The following is an 18,599-nucleotide window of genomic DNA, read 5'->3' as shown; positions in this document are numbered from 1 at the left end:
CAGTTCACGACCCTTCTTTTGGGATTATCGCCACTCGCACGAGGCACATGGTGCATCATGCGCTGACGTCCTCCGGTTCTGCCCCGCGCTGTCCGTTCGCGGGTGGGGTGAGAGTCGTGGGACGGGGTCGGACAGCCCTCCCTTCCGGGATGTGGGAATCATGGGCAGAGCATGCGGCATCGGGATTCCGGCCGGGACTTCCCGTACGGTGACGCCGGCCGCGGGCACCAGTCGCCAGCGTGATGCCACGCTCGCCACCACGACGAGCATTTCCGCCATCGCGAAAGAATCCCCGATGCACTTGTGCTGACCCGCTCCGAACGGGAGGAATCCGCCGAGGCGCGGCGGCCGCGCGGCGTCGGGACGTGACCAGCGGTCCGGGTCGAACGCGGTGGGGTCCGGGAAGGAGGCGGGGTCCCGGTGGATCGCGTAGGGGCTGTAGGCCAGTTCGGCCCCGGCCGGGATCGACACCCCGGCGAGCGTGACCCGGCGGAGCGCCTTCCGGGTGAACACCAGGGCCGAGTGCAGCCGCAGCGTCTCGTGCAGGACCCCCGTGGTGTAGGTCAGCCGGGGCAGGTCCTCGGGCCGGACCCGCCGGTCGCCGATCACCGTGTCGATCTCGGTGTGCAGGCGTCTCTCCGCCTCCGGGTGGGCCGCCAGCTCGTGGAAGACCCAGGCCAGGGTGGTGGCCACCGTCTCCGTGCCGCCGAAGAGCATGGTGATCAGCTCGTCCCGGAGTTGTCGGGTGCTCATCCTCTCGCCGCTCTCCGGGTCGGTTGCGGCCAGGAGGAGGGACAGCAGGTCGTGCCTTTCGGGGTGCGCCGTGTCCTCCGGCTCGGTGCCGCAGGAGTCGATCACCTCGTCGATGACGGCGCGCATCCGGCCGGCCGCCGTGTCGAAGCGCCGGTTCAGGGGGATGGGCAGGCGGTCCATGGCCTTCGGCATGAGCGTGCGGGCCAGCATGCCCTCCAGGAGGACGGGGAAGGACCGGTGCACCTCCTCCACGGCCCGTTGCCCCACCTCCCCGGAGAAGATCATGTCGGCGACCGCGGACAGGGAGAAGCGGCGGAACTCCTCGTCCACGGCGATCTGTCGGCCGTCCGTGAAGGAGGCCGCCAGTTCCTCCGCCTGACGGCACATCCGCTCGGCGTGTTCGGCGATGTGGGAACGGTGGAAAGCGGGCTGGATCATGCGACGCTGCTTGCGGTGGAACGGCCCGTCGACGGTGGCGAGGCCGTCGCCGAACAGCGGCCGCATCTTCTCGAAGATCCTTCCGCGTCCGAAGTTCTGCGCCTCGCCCACCAGCACGGTGTGCACCAGGTCGGCGGTGGTGAGCACGTGCAGCGGCCAGGTGCCGACATCGACGCGGACGACGTCGCCGACGCTGCGCAGGGACTCCAGAAAGGCGATGGGCCGGCGCCACAGCTGCAGGGCGTGGCCGAGCAGGGGCAGGGCGCCGGGGGCGGCCGGGGCCCTCGCCGCGGTGGGGGGTGCGGGAGCGTGGGTCATGGTCCGGGGGTCCTCCCTCAGGCCGCCGGGACGAGATCGGGGCGGGTGTAGGCGGCCTCCAGACCGGCGGCGAAGCGCTCGTCGCGGTAGCGGGTGCAGTCGTGGCGCTGCCAGAGGTCGGAGCCGATCATCCAGTCCTCGTAGGCGCGCACGCGTCGTCGCACGGCGGCGCGTTGCCGTGGGTCGGTGACGCCGAGGGCGTCGAGGTGGGCGGGCAGGGCACGGGCCGTGGTCAGGAAGTCCTCGACACGGTGCCGGATGCGGTCCTCGACGGCCCGGACGGCCTCGGGGAGCGGCCAGCCGCGCCAGGAGGCGAGCAGGGCGACGAGGTTGTTGGTGTCCCCGCAGGAGTACTCCTTGGGGAGCGAGAAGACGTCGTTGCCCCACGAGATGACGTCGATGGCGCTCCAGGCGAGTTCCTGGACGGCCGGGCTGTCGTGCACCACCGCCGGCACGTCGATGCCGAGGGAGGCCTCCACCATGTCCATCATCGGCAGCAGCTGTGAGCTGTGGCGTCGGGTGAGGATGTAGTCGGCGACCGGTGGGCGATAGCCGGGCCTGCGGTTGCGGGCCTCCTGGTCGAGTGAGGCCAGCATCAGCGGGACGTGGGCCCGGTAGCGGGCGCGGCCGTCGGCCGGCATGCCGGCGAGGATGCGGTCGCACAGTTCGACGAAGGAGCCGACCAGGGGGGAGCGGGCGGACCTCGGCAGCAGGTCGGTGCGGCCGTGGGCCAGGTAGCCGGTGATGGCGTCGGTGACGGGGCGCCAGGTGTCGACCCGGCCGGACCTGATGAGCAGGTCGTGCTGGTCGTCGAGGACGAAGGACCAGGCCATCCACTGGGAGAGCAGGACGATGTCGTCGTAGGAGGCGCCGGCGCCGACCCGGGCGGCCAGGTGGCCGAAGCCTATGCCGGCGAACTCTTCGGTGGCCTCCTCGATCAGGCCGCGCTGTACGGCCCACGAGGTCGCCTCGTCGTTGGCCCGGTCCGCGCACGGATCCTTGGCATTCTCAAAGGGAAGGTAGAATTCCGGAATGGTGAAAGAGTCGAGATGGGGCATTGATCTCCCTCCGAAGGAAATCCTGGTCCGCCATTCCCCGCTCGCACGCCTCTCGCCTTGCGGGCAGTCACCCGCCCTGTTCCGCGATGCCCCGCAGAACACACGGAGGCGCGATTTGAAGCCATTCGGAACCATTAACTCCTGAAGAGAACCCGCCTGTCAATATAATGCGGTGCAATCATGGATTGCGAAATCACGTATTTGCCGCGCGTATTTCTTCTCGGCATATGCGCACCGGCCGGCGTGCGCAGGGCCGTGTCGGCGGCCCTCCGGGACCGTGCGGGGGTCGTGGGGCGGCCGGGTCGCCGTTTGCGCGACGGGGAACTGAAAAGCCGTTACAGCACATTCGGCAGCCGATAGTCGGACGCCCGGGAACGCCACACGGTCGCGAATTGCCGCTCACCCGGCGGTGAAGGTGCCGTCCCGGAGGACGGAGTGGAGGCCGAAGTTCGGTGCCGGCGGTCATACCGACGGCGAGTCCGCCCCCGGCGCCGACCGCGGCCGGGCGGCCGTTACCGATGCGGGAACGGGCGAGCCACTCCCCCGGAGCCGAGGATCAGCTTCCTCCGGTGGGCCCGCACGAGGTCCTGACGGCGGCTCAGTGGACGGAGAAGCCACCGTCCACGAAGATCGACTGCCCGGTGACGTAGGCGGAGCCGCGCCCGGCGAGGAAGACCGCCGCGCCCGCGAAGTCCTCGGCCAGTCCGTTGCGCCCCACCAGCGTGCGCTCGGCCAGAGCGGCCACCTTCCGGCGGTCGGACGACACCCGCGCGTTCAGCGGCGTCATCACGAAACCCGGCACCAGGGTGTTGCAGGTGACGCCGTGCGGGGACCAGGCCTCCGCCTGGGACCGGGCCAGTGACTCCAGAGCGCCCTTGGACACCCCGTAGGCCCCGCTGTTCAGCAGCGCCCGGTGGGCCTGCTGGGAGGTGATGTGGATGATCCGGCCGAAGCCCCGCTCGGCCATACCGGGTCCGAACCGTCGGCCCAGCAGGTAGGGCGCCTCCAGGTTGAGGGCCATGGTGGTGTCCCAGACGTCCTCGTCCAGTTCGCCCATCGGCGGCCGCAGGTTGACGCCGGCGCTGTTGACGAGGATGTCGGGCTCGCCGAACACCGCGGCCGCTTCTTCGGCCGCCGCCCGTACGCCGTCCCGGGTGCCCAGGTCGGCACTGACCCAGGCGGCCTCGCAGCCGTCGGCCCGCAGTTCGTCGACCGTGGCCACCAGTTCGGCCTTCCGACGGGCCACGACGACCACCCGTGCGCCGGCCCGCGCCAGCGCCCCGGTGACGGCCCGGCCGATACCCGAACTGCCGCCGGTCACCACGGCGACGCGGCCGTCCAGCGAGAACAGCTCCGCGAGGTACCCCTGCTTGCCCATGGCGCCAGCGTAGTCGGCGGGCGGCGCGGCCGTCGGAGCTGGTCCGGACGAGTGGCCCCCGGCTGGTGCGGGGCGGGGGGCCAGGCATATCGCCGCCGCACGGGGTACTTGTGGCCGGTCGACGACGAAGGGAGCGGTGGTACCGGTGAGCGGGTTCGGTGCGGTCCTCGTCCTGCTGGCCGTCGCGCTGCTGGGGGTGGCCGCCGTGTACGCCTCGGCGTGGTGGGTGCGCACCGTCTCCGAGCCGCTGGGCGCGCGCCCGTTCGGGTCCGGGCTGGAGCCGGCCGAGCACGCGGTGAGCAGGTTCCATGTGCGCTGGTACGCGGTGACGATGCTGTTCCTGGCCTTCGACATGGAGATGGTCTTCATGTACCCGTGGGTGCGGGTGATCACCGCGATGGGGACGAGCGCCGTGGTCGAGATGTTCACCTTCCTGGCGGTGCTGCTCGCCGGTGTGGTGTACGCCTGGCGGGAGGGGGCCCTGCGGTGGACCTGACCGGCCCGGTGCTGCGGGTGACCGCGGCCCGCCCCCGCGTGCTGACGGCCCCTCTGCCCGGCTCCACCGCCGTACGGCTCGCCGCCGAGCGGGAGGTTCGGCGGCGCGGCTGGGCCACCGCTTCGACCCCGGCCGACGCGGACCTCCTGCTGGTCCTGGGCACCCCGGTGTCCGCCCTGACCGCGGCGGTGGACCGCTTGGCCCGCGACATACCGGCCCCGCGCGCCACCGTACGGGTCGCCACGCCGCGCGAGGTCGCCGCGGCCCTGGACACGGGCCGCTCCCTGCTGACGGACCCGACACTGCAGCGGCGTACCGTCCGCGCGGCCGGCCCCGGCGGCGAGGAGGACGACGGCGGCCACGGCGACGGCGGTGACGACGACGGCGGTGACGACGGCCACGGGGGCGAGGAGGAGCACGGCGCACCCGAGAACGACGATCACGGCGGGCACGAGGGCCACGGGGGCCACGGGGGCCACGGGGGCGATATGGACATGCCCGGTGGGCTTCCGATGGCCGATCAGGCCGAGGACCGCGACGGCCTGACGCTCGATCGGCTCCACTTCTCGCTCGGGCCGCTGCTCGGCGACTGGCCGACGGCACTGACGGTGCGTCTGGCCGTGCAGGGAGATGTGATCCAGGAGGCGGAGGTCGATCCGACGGGCTGGGCGGACGCGGACCGGCCGCCCGGCGGGGTCTTCTGGAACGAGCCGTGGGAGCGGGCGGAGGCGGGCGGCCGGGTCACGACCGGGCAGGCGGCGCGGCGGCGGGCGGCGTGCCGTCTGGACAGCGTGGCGCGGCTGCTGGCCGTGGCGGGGTGGCCGGCGCAGGCCGTTCGGGCCCGGCGGCTGCGCGACGCCCTGCTGGCCGGGGCCGCCGCCTCGGAGGTCGCGCCGGGCGCCGCCCGGCTGGCGCGCCGGGTGGGCCGCTCGCGCGTCCTGTACTGGCTCACGCACGGCATCGCCCCGCTGTCCCGGGCGGACGCGCGGGCGGCCGGGGTGTACGGTCCGGCGGCCGACGCCGACGGGGACGTTCCCGCCCGCTACCGGGCCTGGCTGGCGGCCGTCGAGGAGGACGTGGCCCGGCTCGACGACGGTGCGCCGCTGGACCCCCGCGCGTTCCCCCCGCCCCGGGGGCCGGCCGTGGCGGGCCGGCCGCCGTCGGCGGGGCTGGTGCGGGTCCTGCCCGGTCTGCTGAGGGGCGCCGAGCTGGCCGCGGCGCGGCTCACGGTGGCCAGCCTCGACCCGGACGTCGACGAACTGATCGGCCTGGGCCCGGAGGTGACCGATGGTTGAGACCGTGCCCTGGTGGGCGGTGCCGCTCGCCCCGCTCGCCCTGCTCGCCCTTGCCCTGCTGGCGGCCGGCGGCGACGCCCTGCTGGCCGCCGCCGAGGCCGGGCGGCCGGGCGCCGCGGCGGCGGTGCGTCCGGTGCGGGACGCGGTGTGGCTGCTCGCGGTCCAGCCGCGGCGGCGCGCGGGCGCGGACGTGCCGCTGTGGCGGCTGGGCGTGGTGACGGTGCCGGTGTCGGCCGTGCTGGCGGTGCTGGTCGTGCCGTTCGGCGGGTACGCGGTGGCCGACCTGTCGGTGGGGGTCGTGTGGTTCAACGCGATGGAGGTCGCCACCTGGGCGGGGCTGTGGCTGGCCGGCTGGGGGCCGAACGCGGCCTTCTCGCTGATCGGCGGCTACCGGTTCCTGGCACAGGGGCTGGCGTACGAACTGCCGCTGATGTTCGCGCTGATCTCGGCCGCCACGGGGGCCGAGTCCCTGCGGGTCGGGGAGGTCGCGGCCGCGCAGGACGGGCTGTGGTTCGCCGTATGGATGCCGGTGGCGTTCGTGGTGTTCCTCGGCGCCGTCCTGGCGTTCTCCTTCCTCGGTCCGTTCGCCTACCCGGCCGGGCCGGACATCGCGGGCGGCGTGCTCGGGGAGGCGGTGGGGCCGGACCGGCTGCTGCTGGTGGCGGGGCGCTGGCTGTGGCTGGCGGCGGGCGCGGCGATGGCGGTGCCGCTGTTCCTGGGCGGCGGGAGCGGCCCGCTGCTGCCCGACTGGGCTTGGTCGGCCGTGAAGACGGCGGCGGTGCTGGCGCTGCTGGTGGTCCTACGGCGGCGGGTGCCGATGGTGCGCGCGGACCGCTTCATGGAGGTGGCCTGGGTGGTGCTCGTCCCGGTGACGATCGCTCAGGCCCTGGTGGCGGCCCTGGTCGTCCTGAACCGGTGAAAGGGATGGGAGGTACGGGCATGGAGACGGTGCTGTCGGTGGCCCTGGGGGTGATCGCCCTGGTGGCGGGGGCCCTGGTGTTCCGGTTCGACTCGATGGCCCGGGCGACCTTCGCGCTGCTGGCGTCGCTGGTGTGCGTGGGCGGCGAGGCGGTGGTGCTGGGGCTGCCCTATCTGGGTGTGGTGATCGTGCTGATGATGGTGATGGAGATGGTCGTCATGGCCGTCTTCATGGTCGCCTACATGATGAATCCGGCCGGGCTGATGCCCATGTCGATGGTCCACAACCGGCGGGGCGCGCTGGGCATCAGCGGGGCGCTGTTCGCGGCGCTGGCCGTCGGGGTGTTCCTGGCGCCGTGGCCCGACCGGGCCGGCCGGCCCCCGAGCGACACCACGTTCCAGGTGGGGCAGGCGCTGATGGGCGGACAGATGCTGACGATGGTGACGTTGGGGCTGGTGCTGCTCGCGACCATGGTGGGGACGGTCGTCCTGGCCACCCAGCGGGGCCGCTACGACCGGTTCGGCGACGGCCTCGACCGGCGGCCGCCCGACGACCCGGTCCGCGGAGGGGTGGGCCGATGACGCTGGAGCTGTTCCTTCTCCTGGCCGCCGCGTTGTTCTGCGTGGGGCTGTACGGAGCGCTGTCCCAGCAGTCGATCGTGATGATCATGATGGGGATCGAGCTGATGATCGGCGGGGTGATCGTCGCCGGTGCCGCGCTCTGGCACTTCGTGGCCCCGGCCGCCGCGAGCGGACAGGTGGTGGTCGTGGCCGCGGTGGTGGCGATGGCGGTGGAGATGGCGATGGGTTTCGCCGTGACCACGGCGATCTACCGGGCCCGGCAGGTGGACATGACCGACATGGCCGAGGAGCTCAAGGGATGAGCGCGGTCCTGTGGGCGCTGCTCGCCCTGCCCCTGGCCTGTGGCGCGACGCTCGCCCTGGCGGGCCGCACCGCCGGCCGCTGGGCGGCACCTGCGGGCGTCGCGGCGGCCGTCGCGACGCTGGGCCTGGCGGTCACCGCGGCGCTCGGCCGCCCGGCCCTGAGCGTGCCGCTGTTCACCGGCATCGACGCGGGGGCGCGGGTGGACGGGCTGTCGGCCGTCATGGTGGTGACCGTCGCGGCGGTGACCTGTGCGGTGCTGGTCTTCTCCGCAGGGGAGTTCGGGGCCCGGGACAACCGGGGCCGGTTCTTCGGGCTGATGCTGTTGTTCGCCGGGGCCATGCTGGTCACGGTCACCGCGACGACGCTGCCGCCGCTGCTGATGGCCTGGGAGGTGATGGGGGCCACCAGCTGGGCGCTGATCGGTTTCCAGTGGCACGAGCGGGAGCGGGTGGCGGCGGCGGACGTGGCCTTCCTGACCACGCGGACCGCCGACCTGGGCCTGTATCTGGCGGCGGGCGCCGCGGTCGCCGGCGGGGTCGGCGGGCTGCGCCTTGACGCACTGGACTCGGCGTCGTCGCCGTGGCTGCACGTGATCACCGGCGGCGTGGTCGCGTCCGCACTGGGCAAGTCGGCGCAACTGCCCTTCTCCTTCTGGCTGTCGCGGGCCATGGAGGGCCCCAGCCCGGTCTCGGCGCTGCTGCACTCGGCGGCGATGGTCGCGGCCGGCGCCTACCTGCTGCTGCGGCTCGAACCGCTGCTGACGGTGACGGACTGGGCCGGGCCGCTGGTCGCCTGGGCGGGGGCCGCGACCGCGCTGGTGCTGGGGGCGGTCGCGGTGTTCCAGGCGGACCTGAAGCAGCTGCTGGCCGCGTCCACCGCCGCGCAGATCGGCTTCATGGTGCTCGCGGCAGGGGCGGGAGGGGTGGCCGGAGGGACGGCGCAGCTCGTCGCGCACGCCGCCGTGAAGTCGGGTCTGTTCCTGGTGACCGGGGTGTGGCTGACCACGCTGGGCACCCGGCGGCTGTCGGAGCTGCGGGGCGCCGCGCGGACCCGTCCGACGGTCGGGGCCGCCTTCACGGTCGCGGGGCTGACGCTGGCGGGACTGCCGCCGTTGTCGCTGTGGGCGACGAAGGACGAGGTGCTCGCGGCCGCCTACGAGCGGGATCCGGCCCTGTACGCGGTGGGGCTGGCCGCGGCGGCGGTGGCGGCCGTCTACAGTGTGCGCGCCGTCCACCAGGTGCTGGCTCCGATGGATGTCCGGCGGTCCGGAACCGGGGCCGCCGCACAGGTCCGTCCACGGGTTCCCGTCCTCATGGTGGCGCCGGTGGTGGTGCTGGCGAGTGCCGCCGCGACGCTGGGGGTGCTCGCGCTGTCGGGGCCCGCCGCATGGCTGCGCGAGTTGGTCGGAGCGCCGGGGGAACCGACGCCGCACGCCTGGGAGTTGGTGCTCTCCGCCGTCGTCGTGGTCGCCGCGTTCGCACTGGGGTGGTGGTGGTCGGCGCGCGAGCGCCCTGCGCCGGTGCCGTCCCGGGTGCGGGCCTGGGCGGGTGACTGGCTGGGGCTGGAGGCGGTGGCCCGGCGGCTGGTGGTGCGGCCCGTGACGACGCTGGCGCGGGCTCTGGCGTCCTTCGACGACCGGGTGGTGGACGGCGCGGTGCGTGCCGTGGGCCGCGGCGGCCTGACCCTCGCGCGGGCCGCGCGCCGGGTGGACGACGGAGGTGTCGACGCGGGCGTACGGGCGGTCGGGCGCGGGGCCCGGCGGCTGGGCGGATGGGCGCGCCGCCCGCAGACCGGACTGTTGCACCAGTACTACGCCCAGGCCGCGGTCGGCTTCGCGGTACTGACCCTGATCGTGCTCCTGGTGAGGTGAACCGTTGATGCTGACCGTCGTCACGTTCTGGCCGCTGCTGGTGTGCGCCGCGCTGCTGCTGGTGCCCGCGGGCCGGCCCGCCCGGCTCTTCCTGTGGACGTGGGTCGCCGCGGCCGGCGTCGAACTCGCGCTGGTGGGCGCGGTATGGGCCGGATTCGAGCCGGGCGGCGGCCCGCGCTACGAGGAGCGGGTGCGCTGGATCCCCGGCGCCGGGGTCGGCTACCACGTCGGCGTGGACGGCCTGTCGCTGCCGCTGGTCGCGCTGACCTCGGTGCTGTTCCTCGCCGTGGCCGTGTACTCGCTGCGCGAGACCCGCCGGGTGCGGGCCTACGTCTGTCTGTTCCTGTTCCTGCAGACCGTCTGCACGGGGCTCTTCGTGGCCCTGGACCTGATCCTGTTCTTCGTCTACTTCGACCTGTCGATCGTCGGGATGTTCTTCGTGATCGCCGGCTGGGGCCACGGCGAGCGGGCACGGGCGGCGGCGCTGAAGTTCTTCCTGTACACGTTCGTCGGCTCGCTCGCCCTGCTGCTGGGCTTCATCGGCCTGTACCTGGCCGCCGACCCGCACACCTTCGACATGGTGGAGCTGTCCCGCGCCGACCCGCTGTCCGGCCGGGGCGGCTACGCCGCGCTGGTGCTGCTGGCCCTGGGCGCGGGGCTGGCCGTCAAGACGCCGACGGTGCCCTTCCACACGTGGCTGCCGCCGGCCCACACCGACGCCCCGGCGGCCGGGTCGGCGATCCTGGCGGGGGTCCTGCTGAAGATGGGCACCTACGGGTTCGTGCGCATCGCGATGCCGCTGCTGCCCGACGCCTGGCGCCGCTACGCGCTGGTGTTCGTGATCGTGGGGGTGGTGTCCGTGGTGTACGGCGCTCTGGTCGCGCTGGCGCAGACGGACTTCAAGCGGATGGTCGCCTACACCTCCGTGAACCACATGGGATACGTGGTGCTCGCGGTCGGCGCGGCCGGGATGCTCGCCGGCACGGACGCCCAGGCACGGTCGCTGGCGGTGACCGGCGCGGTGGTCCAGATGGTCAGTCACGGGCTGCTCACCGGTGCGCTGTTCCTGCTGTCCGGCGTGCTGTACGACCGGGCGGGGACCTATCGCATCGACGCGTACTCGGGTCTGGCCGGGCCCAGTCCGCGGTTCGCCGCGGCGACCGGGGTGGCGGCGTTCGCCAGTCTGGGCATCCCCGGGTTCTCGGGGTTCATCGCGGAGTTCCAGATCTTCACCGGTTCGCTGGGCTCACAGGCGGTGGCCACCGCGATCGCCCTGACCGGCATCCTCATCACGGCGGCGCTCTTTCTGCGGGCGCTGCGGCAGATGTTCCTGGGGCCGGCCCGGCTGCCGGGCGAGGTGCGGCTCGGCGGCTTCTCCGACCTGGTCGCCCGGGAGGCCGTGCCGGTCGCCGCGCTGCTGGTGATCGCCCTGCTCATCGGTGTCGTACCGCGTCCGCTGCTGGACGTCGTCGAACCGGCCGGCCGGGCCCTGGTGGGGCTGGTGGCGCGGTGAGCGGTGAGCTGAGGGCGCTGGTGCCCGAGATCGCGCTCGCGGTGGCTGCCGTGGTGGGGCTGCTCGCCGGGTCGTGGCTGCCGCGCCGCCGCCAGTGGGCCGTCGCCGCGCTGGCCGCGGTGGCCTGCGGCTTCGGCGTGGTGGCGACCGGTGTCGGCCTGGCCGGCGAAGGCGACCGCACGGTCTTCTCCGGTACCTTCGCCGTCGACACCGTCACCGGGGTGGGGCGGCTGATCGTGCTGGGCGCGCTGCTGCTGGTGATCGCCCTGTCGGTGGAGCCCTTCCGGGGGCACCGGAGGGAGAGCGAGTACTACGTCCTGGTACTGCTGACCGGGGCCGGGACACTCGCCATGATCGGCGCCAACGATCTGCTGATGCTGTTCGCGGGATACCTGCTGGCGAGCGTTCCCGCCTACACCCTGGCCGGGTACGCCAAGGACGCCCCGGGCACCGAGGCGGCGCTGAAGTACTACCTGATGGGGGCGCTGCTCGGGGTGACCATGCTCGCCGGGGCCGCCCTGCTGTACGGGGCGGGGCGGGCCACCGGGTACTGGCGGTTGCAGACGGCGCTGCCGCAGGCCGGGTACGGACTGGTCGCCGTGGGACTGGTCGGGGTGCTGGCCGGGCTGCTGTTCAAGATCGGCGGGGTGCCGGCCCACTACTGGGTGCCGGACGTCACCGAGGGCGCCACCGCCCCGGTCGCCGCGTACGTGACCACGCTGCCCAAGGTGGGCGGTCTGCTCGCCGGGTACCGGCTGGTCCACCAGGCGCTGCCGGCCTCCGGGGTGAACTGGCCGCTGCTGCTGGCCGTGCTCGCCGCGGCGTCGATGACGCTGGGCAACCTCGCCGCCTTCTTCCAGACCTCCGTGCGGCGGCTGCTGGCGTACTCAACGGTAGGTCAGGTGGGCTATCTGCTGATGCCGCTGGCCGTCGCCACCCGCTCCGACCTGGCCCAGCAGGGGCTGTTGCTGTACCTCGCCGCCTACGCGGCCACCCAGCTCGGCGCGTTCGCCGTGGTCGCCGAGCTGCCGCACGCCCGTACGCTGGAGGACTACCGGGGGCTGGCCCGGGACCGCCCCGGGCTGGCGGCGGTGCTGGTGGTGTGTCTGCTCGGCCTGGTCGGTACCCCGCCCACCGGGGTCTTCCTCGGGAAGCTGGAGGTGTTCGGCGCGGCGGTCGACGGCGGCTACACGTGGCTGGCCGTGCTCGCGGTGGCGAACACCGTCGCCTCCCTCTTCTACTACCTGCGGTGGCTGACCCCCGTGTTCCTGCCCGCCTCGCCCGCCCCGGCCCCGGCCGCCCGGGCGTCGACGGGCAGTTGGTGCGCCGCGACCGCCTACACCGCGGCCGGGCTGTCCCTTCTGCTGGGCGTGGCGGGCGGAGCCCTCCTCAGCGCGGCGGACGGTCCGCTGGTCCTGCGCTGACGTAGCCGGGGACCGAGGGCCAGCGGACGGTCAGCACGACGGACTCCTCCTCCGCCCGCCAGGAGTGGTCGACGCCCCGGCCCCAGACGACGTAGTCCCCCTGCTCGGCGAGGAGCACGCTGCGTCCGGGCAGTTCGACCCGGAAGCGGCCGCTGACGAGGACGAGGAGGGCGGTGCGCTCCTCGCCGGTGACCCACCGCTGCCGTGTGTCGCCCTTCGGGTGGACGCCCCACTTGATCTCCACGGCCTCGCTGTGGCGGGGGTCGGAGGCGTCCTTGAAATGCCCCAGCAGCCAGCCCCGGTCCAGGGCGGCGTCCGTGCCGGCGTTGCCCACGTACACGCTGTCGGTCATGGCCCGGACCGTAACAGCCTCGGGCCGCGGGGCGGAGGCGGCTACCGCCGGCGTCGGGCGGTCGTGCCGGCCGGCAGCGTCAGCAGGATCAGGCCGGCGGCCAGGACGGCCAGGCCGCACCAGGAGGCGGGGGGAAGGCGTTCGCCGAGGACGGTGACGCCCAGGACCGCCGCCACGGCGGGCTCGGCGAGCGTCAGGGTGGTGGCCACCGACGCCGGGGTGCGGCGCAGACCGTGGCCGAAGAGCCGGTAGGCCAGGTGGACGGTGAACACGGCGAGGTAGAGGGCCACGGCCGCGCCCCGGGGCTCCCCGAGCCAGCCCGCGCCGGTCAGCGGCACGACGGGGAGCACCAGCAGTGCCGCGCCACCGAACAGCACGCCCATCACGGCGTCGGAGGGGTGCCCGTGGCCGATGAGCCGGCCCCCGATCAGCGAGTAGACGGCGTACGACAGACCGGCGCAGGCGGCGAGTGCGACGCCCGTCGGGTCGATCGGGGTGGCGCCGCCGGTGAGCGCGGGGCCCAGCACCAGCAGGGCGCAGCCGAGCACGGCGGCGGCGGTGGCGCCCGCCCAACGGGCCGTGGGCCGGGTCTGCCCGGTGAGCCAGGCCAGCAGTCCGGCGAGAACGGGTGCGCTGCCCAGCGCGATGACGGTGGCGACGGCCACTCCGGTGGCGGCCACGGCCGGGTAGAAGGTGACGGGGTACGCGGCCACCGCCAACGCGCCCAGGGCGAGCAGGCGGCGTTCGTGAGCGGTGCCGGCGGCGAGCCGCGAGCCGACCCGGCGGGAGGTGAGGAACAGCAGGAGGCCACCGACGGTGAGTCCGGCGCAGCCGACCGCGGCGGCGGGCGCGGACGGCGGGGCGAGGGTGGCGGCGGTTCCGGTGGTGCCCCAGAGCACGGCCGAGGCGAGGATCGGCGCGGGGCCGCCGAGGGGGCGGGTGCGTGCGGGGCGCCGGGCGGTGGTGGCCGGGCGTGCGGGGGCCGGGCGGGTTGTGCGGTGCGGCACGGTCGTGGTCTTCCGTCGTCGGGTCCGTCAGGGAGGTGGTCCGGGACGGGCGCACGACAACGGTCCCCGGCCTCACCGCGGGGGTCGGCCGGGGTCGGGGTGAGTGACCGTCGCTGTCCGCGCCCGTCAGGCGGGGAGCGGCGGCAGGACGACGTGCCAGTAGGTGTTCACGGGGAGATCGTAGCGCGAGCGTGTACAGCCGCCTGGCCGAGCGCACGCACGTCGTGCTGCTCGGTAGGGCCGGCACCCGTGCGTCGGCCGCCATGGTGCTCCGCTGCCGGTGGCCACGACCTGCCGGGTGCGCGACCCGGGCGCATCGCCGGTGTCCACCCGGCCCGGACGCGGGCACGGGTCCCCTCCGCCGGCTCGTCGTCACACTCAGTCCCGTGGGAGGCGGAACCGGCTCGGGCAGGGATGCCCGAAGGGAGCAGCGGCGCCGCACGTTCCGCCGACAGGGACCGGCGGCGGAACGTGCGGTCGGCTGATTCCGCAGGTCTCAACCGCTGGAACACACAGCGCCGTTGAGACGGAAGACCGTCGGATCGGTGGTAGGCCCGTCGTTGGCGCCGACGAATCCGAACGCGGCCGTCGATCCGCCGGCCGGAGCGAGCGGGCCCGCGCCCTCGGGTGCGGTCACCCGTACATGCCGTCCGGTCTGGTGGAAGGTGGCGTTCCAGCCGGAGGAGACGGACTGCCCCTCCGTCGGCCAGTCCCAGTCCATGGTCCAGCCGGTGATGGGGGTGTCGGAGAGGTTACGGACGGTGACTGTGGCGACGAAGCCGTCACCCCAGCCGGTGTCGCGGTGGTACGTCACCGCGCAAGGGGCGTCCGACGGTGTGCCGGTGGTGAAGGTCAGCGGATCGGACGGGGCGGACAGACGTCCGGAGGCGTCGGCGGCCAGGACGTTGACCGTGTGGGTGCTGCCCGGGGGCAGGTTCCGCAGGGTCACGGACGTGCCGCTGGTCTCGCCGACCAGATGGGTGTGCGCGCCGTCGCGCTCCTGGACGAGGTAACGGGCGGCCCCCGTGGCACCCTGCCAGGTCAGTCGGGCGGTGGTGTCGGCCACCGCCTCCAGCCTCGGCGTGCCGGGGGCGCCGGCGGCCGATGCGCCGGGTCCGGTGCCGGCTCGCGGGGTGAGGGTGAGGGTGAGCATCCCGTACGGCGGCACGGTGACCTGTGCGGCGGATGCCTCGCCGTCGGCGACCTGGGTGATGTCGCTGTCGCCGCGAGCGTAGCGGCTGACGCGGGGTGCGTCGGCGGACGGGGTGAAGCCCGCGTACGCGAGGTCCACCGTATGTGCGGTCTCGGGGTTCTTGTTGATGAGCAGGAGGCTCAGACGCCCGTCGCGGCGCTGCACCGCGTGGGCGGAGAGGTCCTGCCCGGAGGACGCGGCGGCGACCATGGTGTCGCCCGCGGTGCCCAGTTCGCCGGTCATCTTCATGCCGTAGTAGGGGTGGAACGGCGTGTTCGGTGCCGGTTCGCAGACGTCACCGGAGCAGCCGCCGCTGGAGAGCATCCCCATGTCGCCGTAGTCGGTCTCCCCGTCGACCGTGGTAATGCGGTCCACGCCGTTGTGGGTGTTCCACCAGTCGACGGTGAACACGCCGTTCTCCAGGGCCGTCATGAAAGCGTCGGCGGCGAACAGGCCGTTGGGGCGGGCCGTGAGCCGGGCGCCGCCGGTGTTGGTGTTGATCTCGGTGAGGGCGATGCCGATGCGCGGTGAGTCGGCGCCCGCGTACCTGTCGAGCTGGTTGCGCACCTCGCGCAGCTCGCCGGGAAGTCCCGCCAGTCTGGCCGTGGCGTCCTGGGCGGTGGTGTCGGCCCCGCCCGCGTACCAGTGGACGCTCACGAAGTCGATGACATCGGTCACTTCCGGGAGCACGGTGTTGTTCCAGTCGCCGGAGTCGCCTTGACCGACCACTCCGTCCGGCCAGTTGCCCGGCATGGTGAGGACCGCACCGATCTTGATGGTCGGGTCGACGGCCTTCATGGCCGTGGCGTACGCGCGGACCTCGCGAGCGTACTCCTGGGGGCTCTTGTCCTCGTGGTCGTCGTGTTCCCAGCCGCTGCCGTAGTGGCCGTTGCCGTAGATCTCGTTGCCTATCTCCCAGTACTTCGCGTGGTAGTCCTTGGTGACGTTCGCGTAGCGGACCCAGCCGGCCGCCTCCTCGGGTGTGCCGGAGCCGTAGTTGGCGATCAGGATCGGCTGGGCGCCGGTGGCGCGGACGGTGCCCATGAAGGCGTCGAAGCCGGTGCCGGGGGCGACGTATCCGCCGGGCGCCGTGTGCGTCTCCCAGTGGTAGATGTCGGCGTACGAGCCGCCGGGGTAGCGCATCGCGCCCACGTCGGCCTCCTTCATCAGGCCGACGACCTCGGGATCGTTCATGTGCGAGTCCCAGATGGCGGTGTTGACACCCCGGGCGGTGCCGGACAGCCGGCCCAGGGCCGCCTGTGTGTTGACCCTTACCTCGACGTCCGCGACGGCGGCCGTCCGGGGCTCGGTGGCGAACGCGGGGCCCGCGGCGGCCACCGGTGCCAGCAGGGCGAGTGCGCCGGCCAGGGCGGTCGCGGTGCGCGCGAGAAGGTGGGGGCCGGCACCGGCCGGCCGGCGGTGTCTGAGCAGAGGGGGCATGGGGTCCTTCCTGGAGTCCGGCGGACGGGCGGGGGCAGGCGGCTGCCGGGCCGTGCCGCAGGCAGGGTGTCGACGCGGCAGGACGTTCCGCGCCGGTGGCATGGGACAACGGGTACGTGCGTTGATGCGGGGCGACGGCGGTGGTGCCTGGACACGCGGTGGCCTGCGCAGGTGCGCTGTGACTGCGGTGGGGCCGAGGTGGGACGGCGGTCCGACCCGCGCGTGGGAGCGCTCCCATGATGGGAGTGCGGTGCCGTTCTGTCAACGCACCGGAGTGCCGTTCCGTGAACGCGGTGGTATCGATCGCGGAACGGCGCCACCGGCTCAGGGGCGGTGTCCCGGGTGGGGCGCTGGGTTCGTCTCCCGGCTCCGGTGGCGCGGCCCGGCCGCCGCCCGGCGACTCGCCGTGCCTGCCGAGTCGTTCACGGGATCACGCGATGGCTGCCGGTCCGCCGTGCGGTACAGGCCGTGACGGCCAGGAACGCGCGCGCCGAGTTCCGAGCCCGTCCGGCCGGGCACCGCGCGGCAGGACGGAGGCACTCGTGACGCCGGACGGCACCCTGCCGGGGGTGGTGGGGGTGGCGGGTTACGGAAGCGTGGTCCACTTCTGGTTGTTCTGGCCGTTGCAGGTCCACAGGATGGCTGGTGTCCCGTTGGCCGTTCCCGCGTGGTCGGCGTCCAGGCACAGCCCGGCGTGGACGTTGCGGACCGACCCGTCGGCCTGCATGGTCCACTTCTGGTTGTTCTGGCCGTTGCAGGGCCAGATGATGACCGGCGTTCCGTTGGCGGTGCCCTGGCCGGAGGCGTCCAGGCACTTGTCGCCGTAGACGCGGATCTCGCCTCCGGCCCAGGTGGTCCACAGCTGGTTCGCGGCGGTGTGGCAGTCCCAGAGCAGCGTCGCCGTCCCGGCCGCGGTGGAGGCGCCCTTCACGTCGAGGCAGCGGCCGGACCCGGTACCGCGCAGGCGGCCGGTGGTGGCGTCGAGAGGGCTGCCGCCGGTCATCCTGAACACGGCGACACCGTGCGCGGGGACGCGCGCCGAGATCTGACCGGACGTGCTCGACGTGGTGCCGGTCCACAGGTCGGTCAGGGTGAACGACCCTCCGGACAGGCCGACCTGAGCGGCCGTGGCGGTGATGGTCGTCGCGCTGCCGCCGCGGTTGAGCAGGCCCACCGCGACCGAACCGTCCGCGAGCGGCTTGGCGAACACCTCGGTGGCGCCGTCGTCGCGCACCCTGCGCCCGCCCGCTCCCAGCGGATCCTGGTTCACGGCCAGCAGACGCGGATTGCGCAGGATCGCGCTGACATCCGCGGACATGGTGCGGATGTCGTTGCCGGCCATGAGCGGGGCCGCCATCAGCGCCCACAGGGCGAAGTGGGAGCGGGACTCGGTCAGCGACAGGCCGGGGCGGCCGACGACCAGCATGTCCGGGTCGTTCCAGTGCCCCGGACCCGACTGCGCCGCCAGCGGCGCGGTGACGTCCAGGACGTTGCCGACGCCCATCGGATAGCTGTTGGTGTTGTTGTTCTGCCAGATGTCGAGCAGGTCCTCGGTCGTCCGCCACAGGTCGGCGACGCCGCCCCAGTCGTACCTGTCGCCGGCGGGGGCGTGGAAGCTGTTGGGGTTGATGCTGTAGACGATCGGACGGCCGGTGGCGCGCAGGGCGTCACGCATGAGGGAGAACCGTGCGACCTGCTCGCTGAGGGTGCCGCTGCCGGAGCACCAGTCGTACTTGAGGTAGTCCACACCCCAGGAGGCGAACGTGGCGGCGTCCTGGGTCTCGTGGCCCTTGCTGCCCGTGGCGCCGGGGTAGGTGCCCACGCCCTGCGCGCACGTTTTCTCGTTGGGAGCCTGGTAGATGCCGAACTTCAGGCCCTTGCCGTGGATGTAGTCGCCGAGCGCTCTCATCCCGCTGGGGAACTTGGTCGGGTTGGCCCGCAGGTTGCCTGCCGTGTCACGCTGCGGGTCGAACCAGCAGTCGTCGACCACCACGTACTCGTAGCCGGCGTCGCGCATGCCCGAGGAGACCATCGCGTCGGCGGCCTCGCGGACCTGTGCCTCGGTGATCCCGCATCCGAAGCTGTTCCAGCTGTTCCAGCCCAGCGGCGGCGTGAGCGCCGGGCTGCCCGGCGCGGCCTCGGCGGTCGTGCCGACGGAGGCGGTGACACAGGCGGTGACGGTCAGTGCGGTGGCCGCGAGGAGGCGCAGCAGTCGACTGCGTGGGGGAACCATGGGAATTCCTTCCGGGTAGGCGGAGCGGA

General features: G+C 73.5%; 15 protein-coding genes. 8 read left to right on the top strand and 7 right to left on the bottom strand.

The window, feature by feature from the left end:
• Positions 1-24 precede the first annotated feature (24 nt).
• The 3 genes from ACSLTV_RS19905 to ACSLTV_RS19895 form a co-directional block, all read right to left on the bottom strand.
• Positions 25-1,509, bottom strand: coding sequence for a cytochrome P450 (locus ACSLTV_RS19905; protein WP_435612583.1), 1,485 nt, complete (start codon positions 1,507-1,509; stop codon positions 25-27).
• Between the two features lie 17 nt (positions 1,510-1,526).
• Positions 1,527-2,567: a terpene synthase family protein gene (locus ACSLTV_RS19900; protein ID WP_432135314.1), complete on the bottom strand. Its 1,041-nt coding sequence runs from the start codon at positions 2,565-2,567 to the stop codon at positions 1,527-1,529.
• Positions 2,568-3,165: 598 nt separating this feature from the next.
• Positions 3,166-3,945 carry an SDR family NAD(P)-dependent oxidoreductase gene (locus ACSLTV_RS19895; RefSeq protein WP_432157008.1) on the bottom strand — a complete coding sequence of 260 codons (780 nt, stop codon included), beginning with the start codon at positions 3,943-3,945 and terminating at the stop codon, positions 3,166-3,168.
• 145 nt (positions 3,946-4,090) lie between these two features.
• On the opposite strand from ACSLTV_RS19895, the gene ACSLTV_RS19890 reads away from it, so the two are divergent.
• From ACSLTV_RS19890 to ACSLTV_RS19855, 8 genes are read left to right on the top strand one after another with little or no spacing between them, the layout of a single operon-like run.
• On the top strand, positions 4,091-4,441 hold the full coding sequence (locus ACSLTV_RS19890) for an NADH-quinone oxidoreductase subunit A (protein ID WP_432135316.1): 351 nt from the start codon (positions 4,091-4,093) through the stop codon (positions 4,439-4,441).
• Positions 4,432-5,736, top strand: coding sequence for a hypothetical protein (locus tag ACSLTV_RS19885; RefSeq protein ID WP_435612582.1), 1,305 nt, complete (start codon positions 4,432-4,434; stop codon positions 5,734-5,736). Before ACSLTV_RS19890 ends, ACSLTV_RS19885 begins: the two co-directional genes overlap by 10 nt.
• Positions 5,729-6,655 (top strand): NADH-quinone oxidoreductase subunit H, encoded by a 927-nt coding sequence (locus ACSLTV_RS19880; RefSeq protein ID WP_435612581.1) that lies wholly within the window; start codon positions 5,729-5,731, stop codon positions 6,653-6,655. The genes ACSLTV_RS19885 and ACSLTV_RS19880 overlap by 8 nt, the downstream gene beginning before the upstream one ends.
• A gap of 20 nt (positions 6,656-6,675) precedes the next feature.
• Positions 6,676-7,236, top strand: a complete 561-nt coding sequence (locus ACSLTV_RS19875) for an NADH-quinone oxidoreductase subunit J (RefSeq protein WP_432135319.1) — start codon at positions 6,676-6,678, stop codon at positions 7,234-7,236.
• Entirely contained in the window at positions 7,233-7,538 is a 306-nt protein-coding gene (locus ACSLTV_RS19870; RefSeq protein WP_432135320.1) for an NADH-quinone oxidoreductase subunit NuoK, read from the top strand. Before ACSLTV_RS19875 ends, ACSLTV_RS19870 begins: the two co-directional genes overlap by 4 nt.
• A complete protein-coding gene (locus tag ACSLTV_RS19865; RefSeq protein ID WP_435612580.1) occupies positions 7,535-9,409 on the top strand; it encodes an NADH-quinone oxidoreductase subunit 5 family protein in 1,875 nt (624 codons plus the stop codon). Before ACSLTV_RS19870 ends, ACSLTV_RS19865 begins: the two co-directional genes overlap by 4 nt.
• A gap of 7 nt (positions 9,410-9,416) precedes the next feature.
• Entirely contained in the window at positions 9,417-10,922 is a 1,506-nt protein-coding gene (locus ACSLTV_RS19860) for a complex I subunit 4 family protein (protein ID WP_432135322.1), read from the top strand.
• Positions 10,919-12,346, top strand: a complete 1,428-nt coding sequence (locus tag ACSLTV_RS19855) for an NADH-quinone oxidoreductase subunit N (RefSeq protein ID WP_432135323.1) — start codon at positions 10,919-10,921, stop codon at positions 12,344-12,346. Before ACSLTV_RS19860 ends, ACSLTV_RS19855 begins: the two co-directional genes overlap by 4 nt.
• Here the strand turns inward: ACSLTV_RS19855 and ACSLTV_RS19850 are convergent.
• From ACSLTV_RS19850 to ACSLTV_RS19835, 4 genes are all read right to left on the bottom strand, one after another.
• Positions 12,312-12,698 (bottom strand): signal peptidase I, encoded by a 387-nt coding sequence (locus ACSLTV_RS19850; RefSeq protein WP_432157003.1) that lies wholly within the window; start codon positions 12,696-12,698, stop codon positions 12,312-12,314. The two genes, ACSLTV_RS19855 and ACSLTV_RS19850, sit on opposite strands and share 35 nt — an antisense overlap.
• A 41-nt stretch (positions 12,699-12,739) precedes the next feature.
• Positions 12,740-13,705 (bottom strand): DMT family transporter, encoded by a 966-nt coding sequence (locus ACSLTV_RS19845; RefSeq protein ID WP_435612579.1) that lies wholly within the window; start codon positions 13,703-13,705, stop codon positions 12,740-12,742.
• Between the two features lie 496 nt (positions 13,706-14,201).
• Positions 14,202-16,337, bottom strand: a complete 2,136-nt coding sequence (locus tag ACSLTV_RS19840) for a cellulose binding domain-containing protein (protein WP_435612578.1) — start codon at positions 16,335-16,337, stop codon at positions 14,202-14,204.
• Positions 16,338-16,923: 586 nt separating this feature from the next.
• On the bottom strand, positions 16,924-18,570 hold the full coding sequence (locus ACSLTV_RS19835) for a glycoside hydrolase family 27 protein (RefSeq protein WP_432135327.1): 1,647 nt from the start codon (positions 18,568-18,570) through the stop codon (positions 16,924-16,926).
• Positions 18,571-18,599: the final 29 nt, after the last annotated feature.

Origin of the sequence: Streptomyces sp. bgisy159, from assembly GCF_965341775.1 — a bacterium.
Taxonomy (GTDB): domain Bacteria; phylum Actinomycetota; class Actinomycetes; order Streptomycetales; family Streptomycetaceae; genus Streptomyces.
This window is presented reverse-complemented; position numbering and strand designations above follow the sequence as displayed.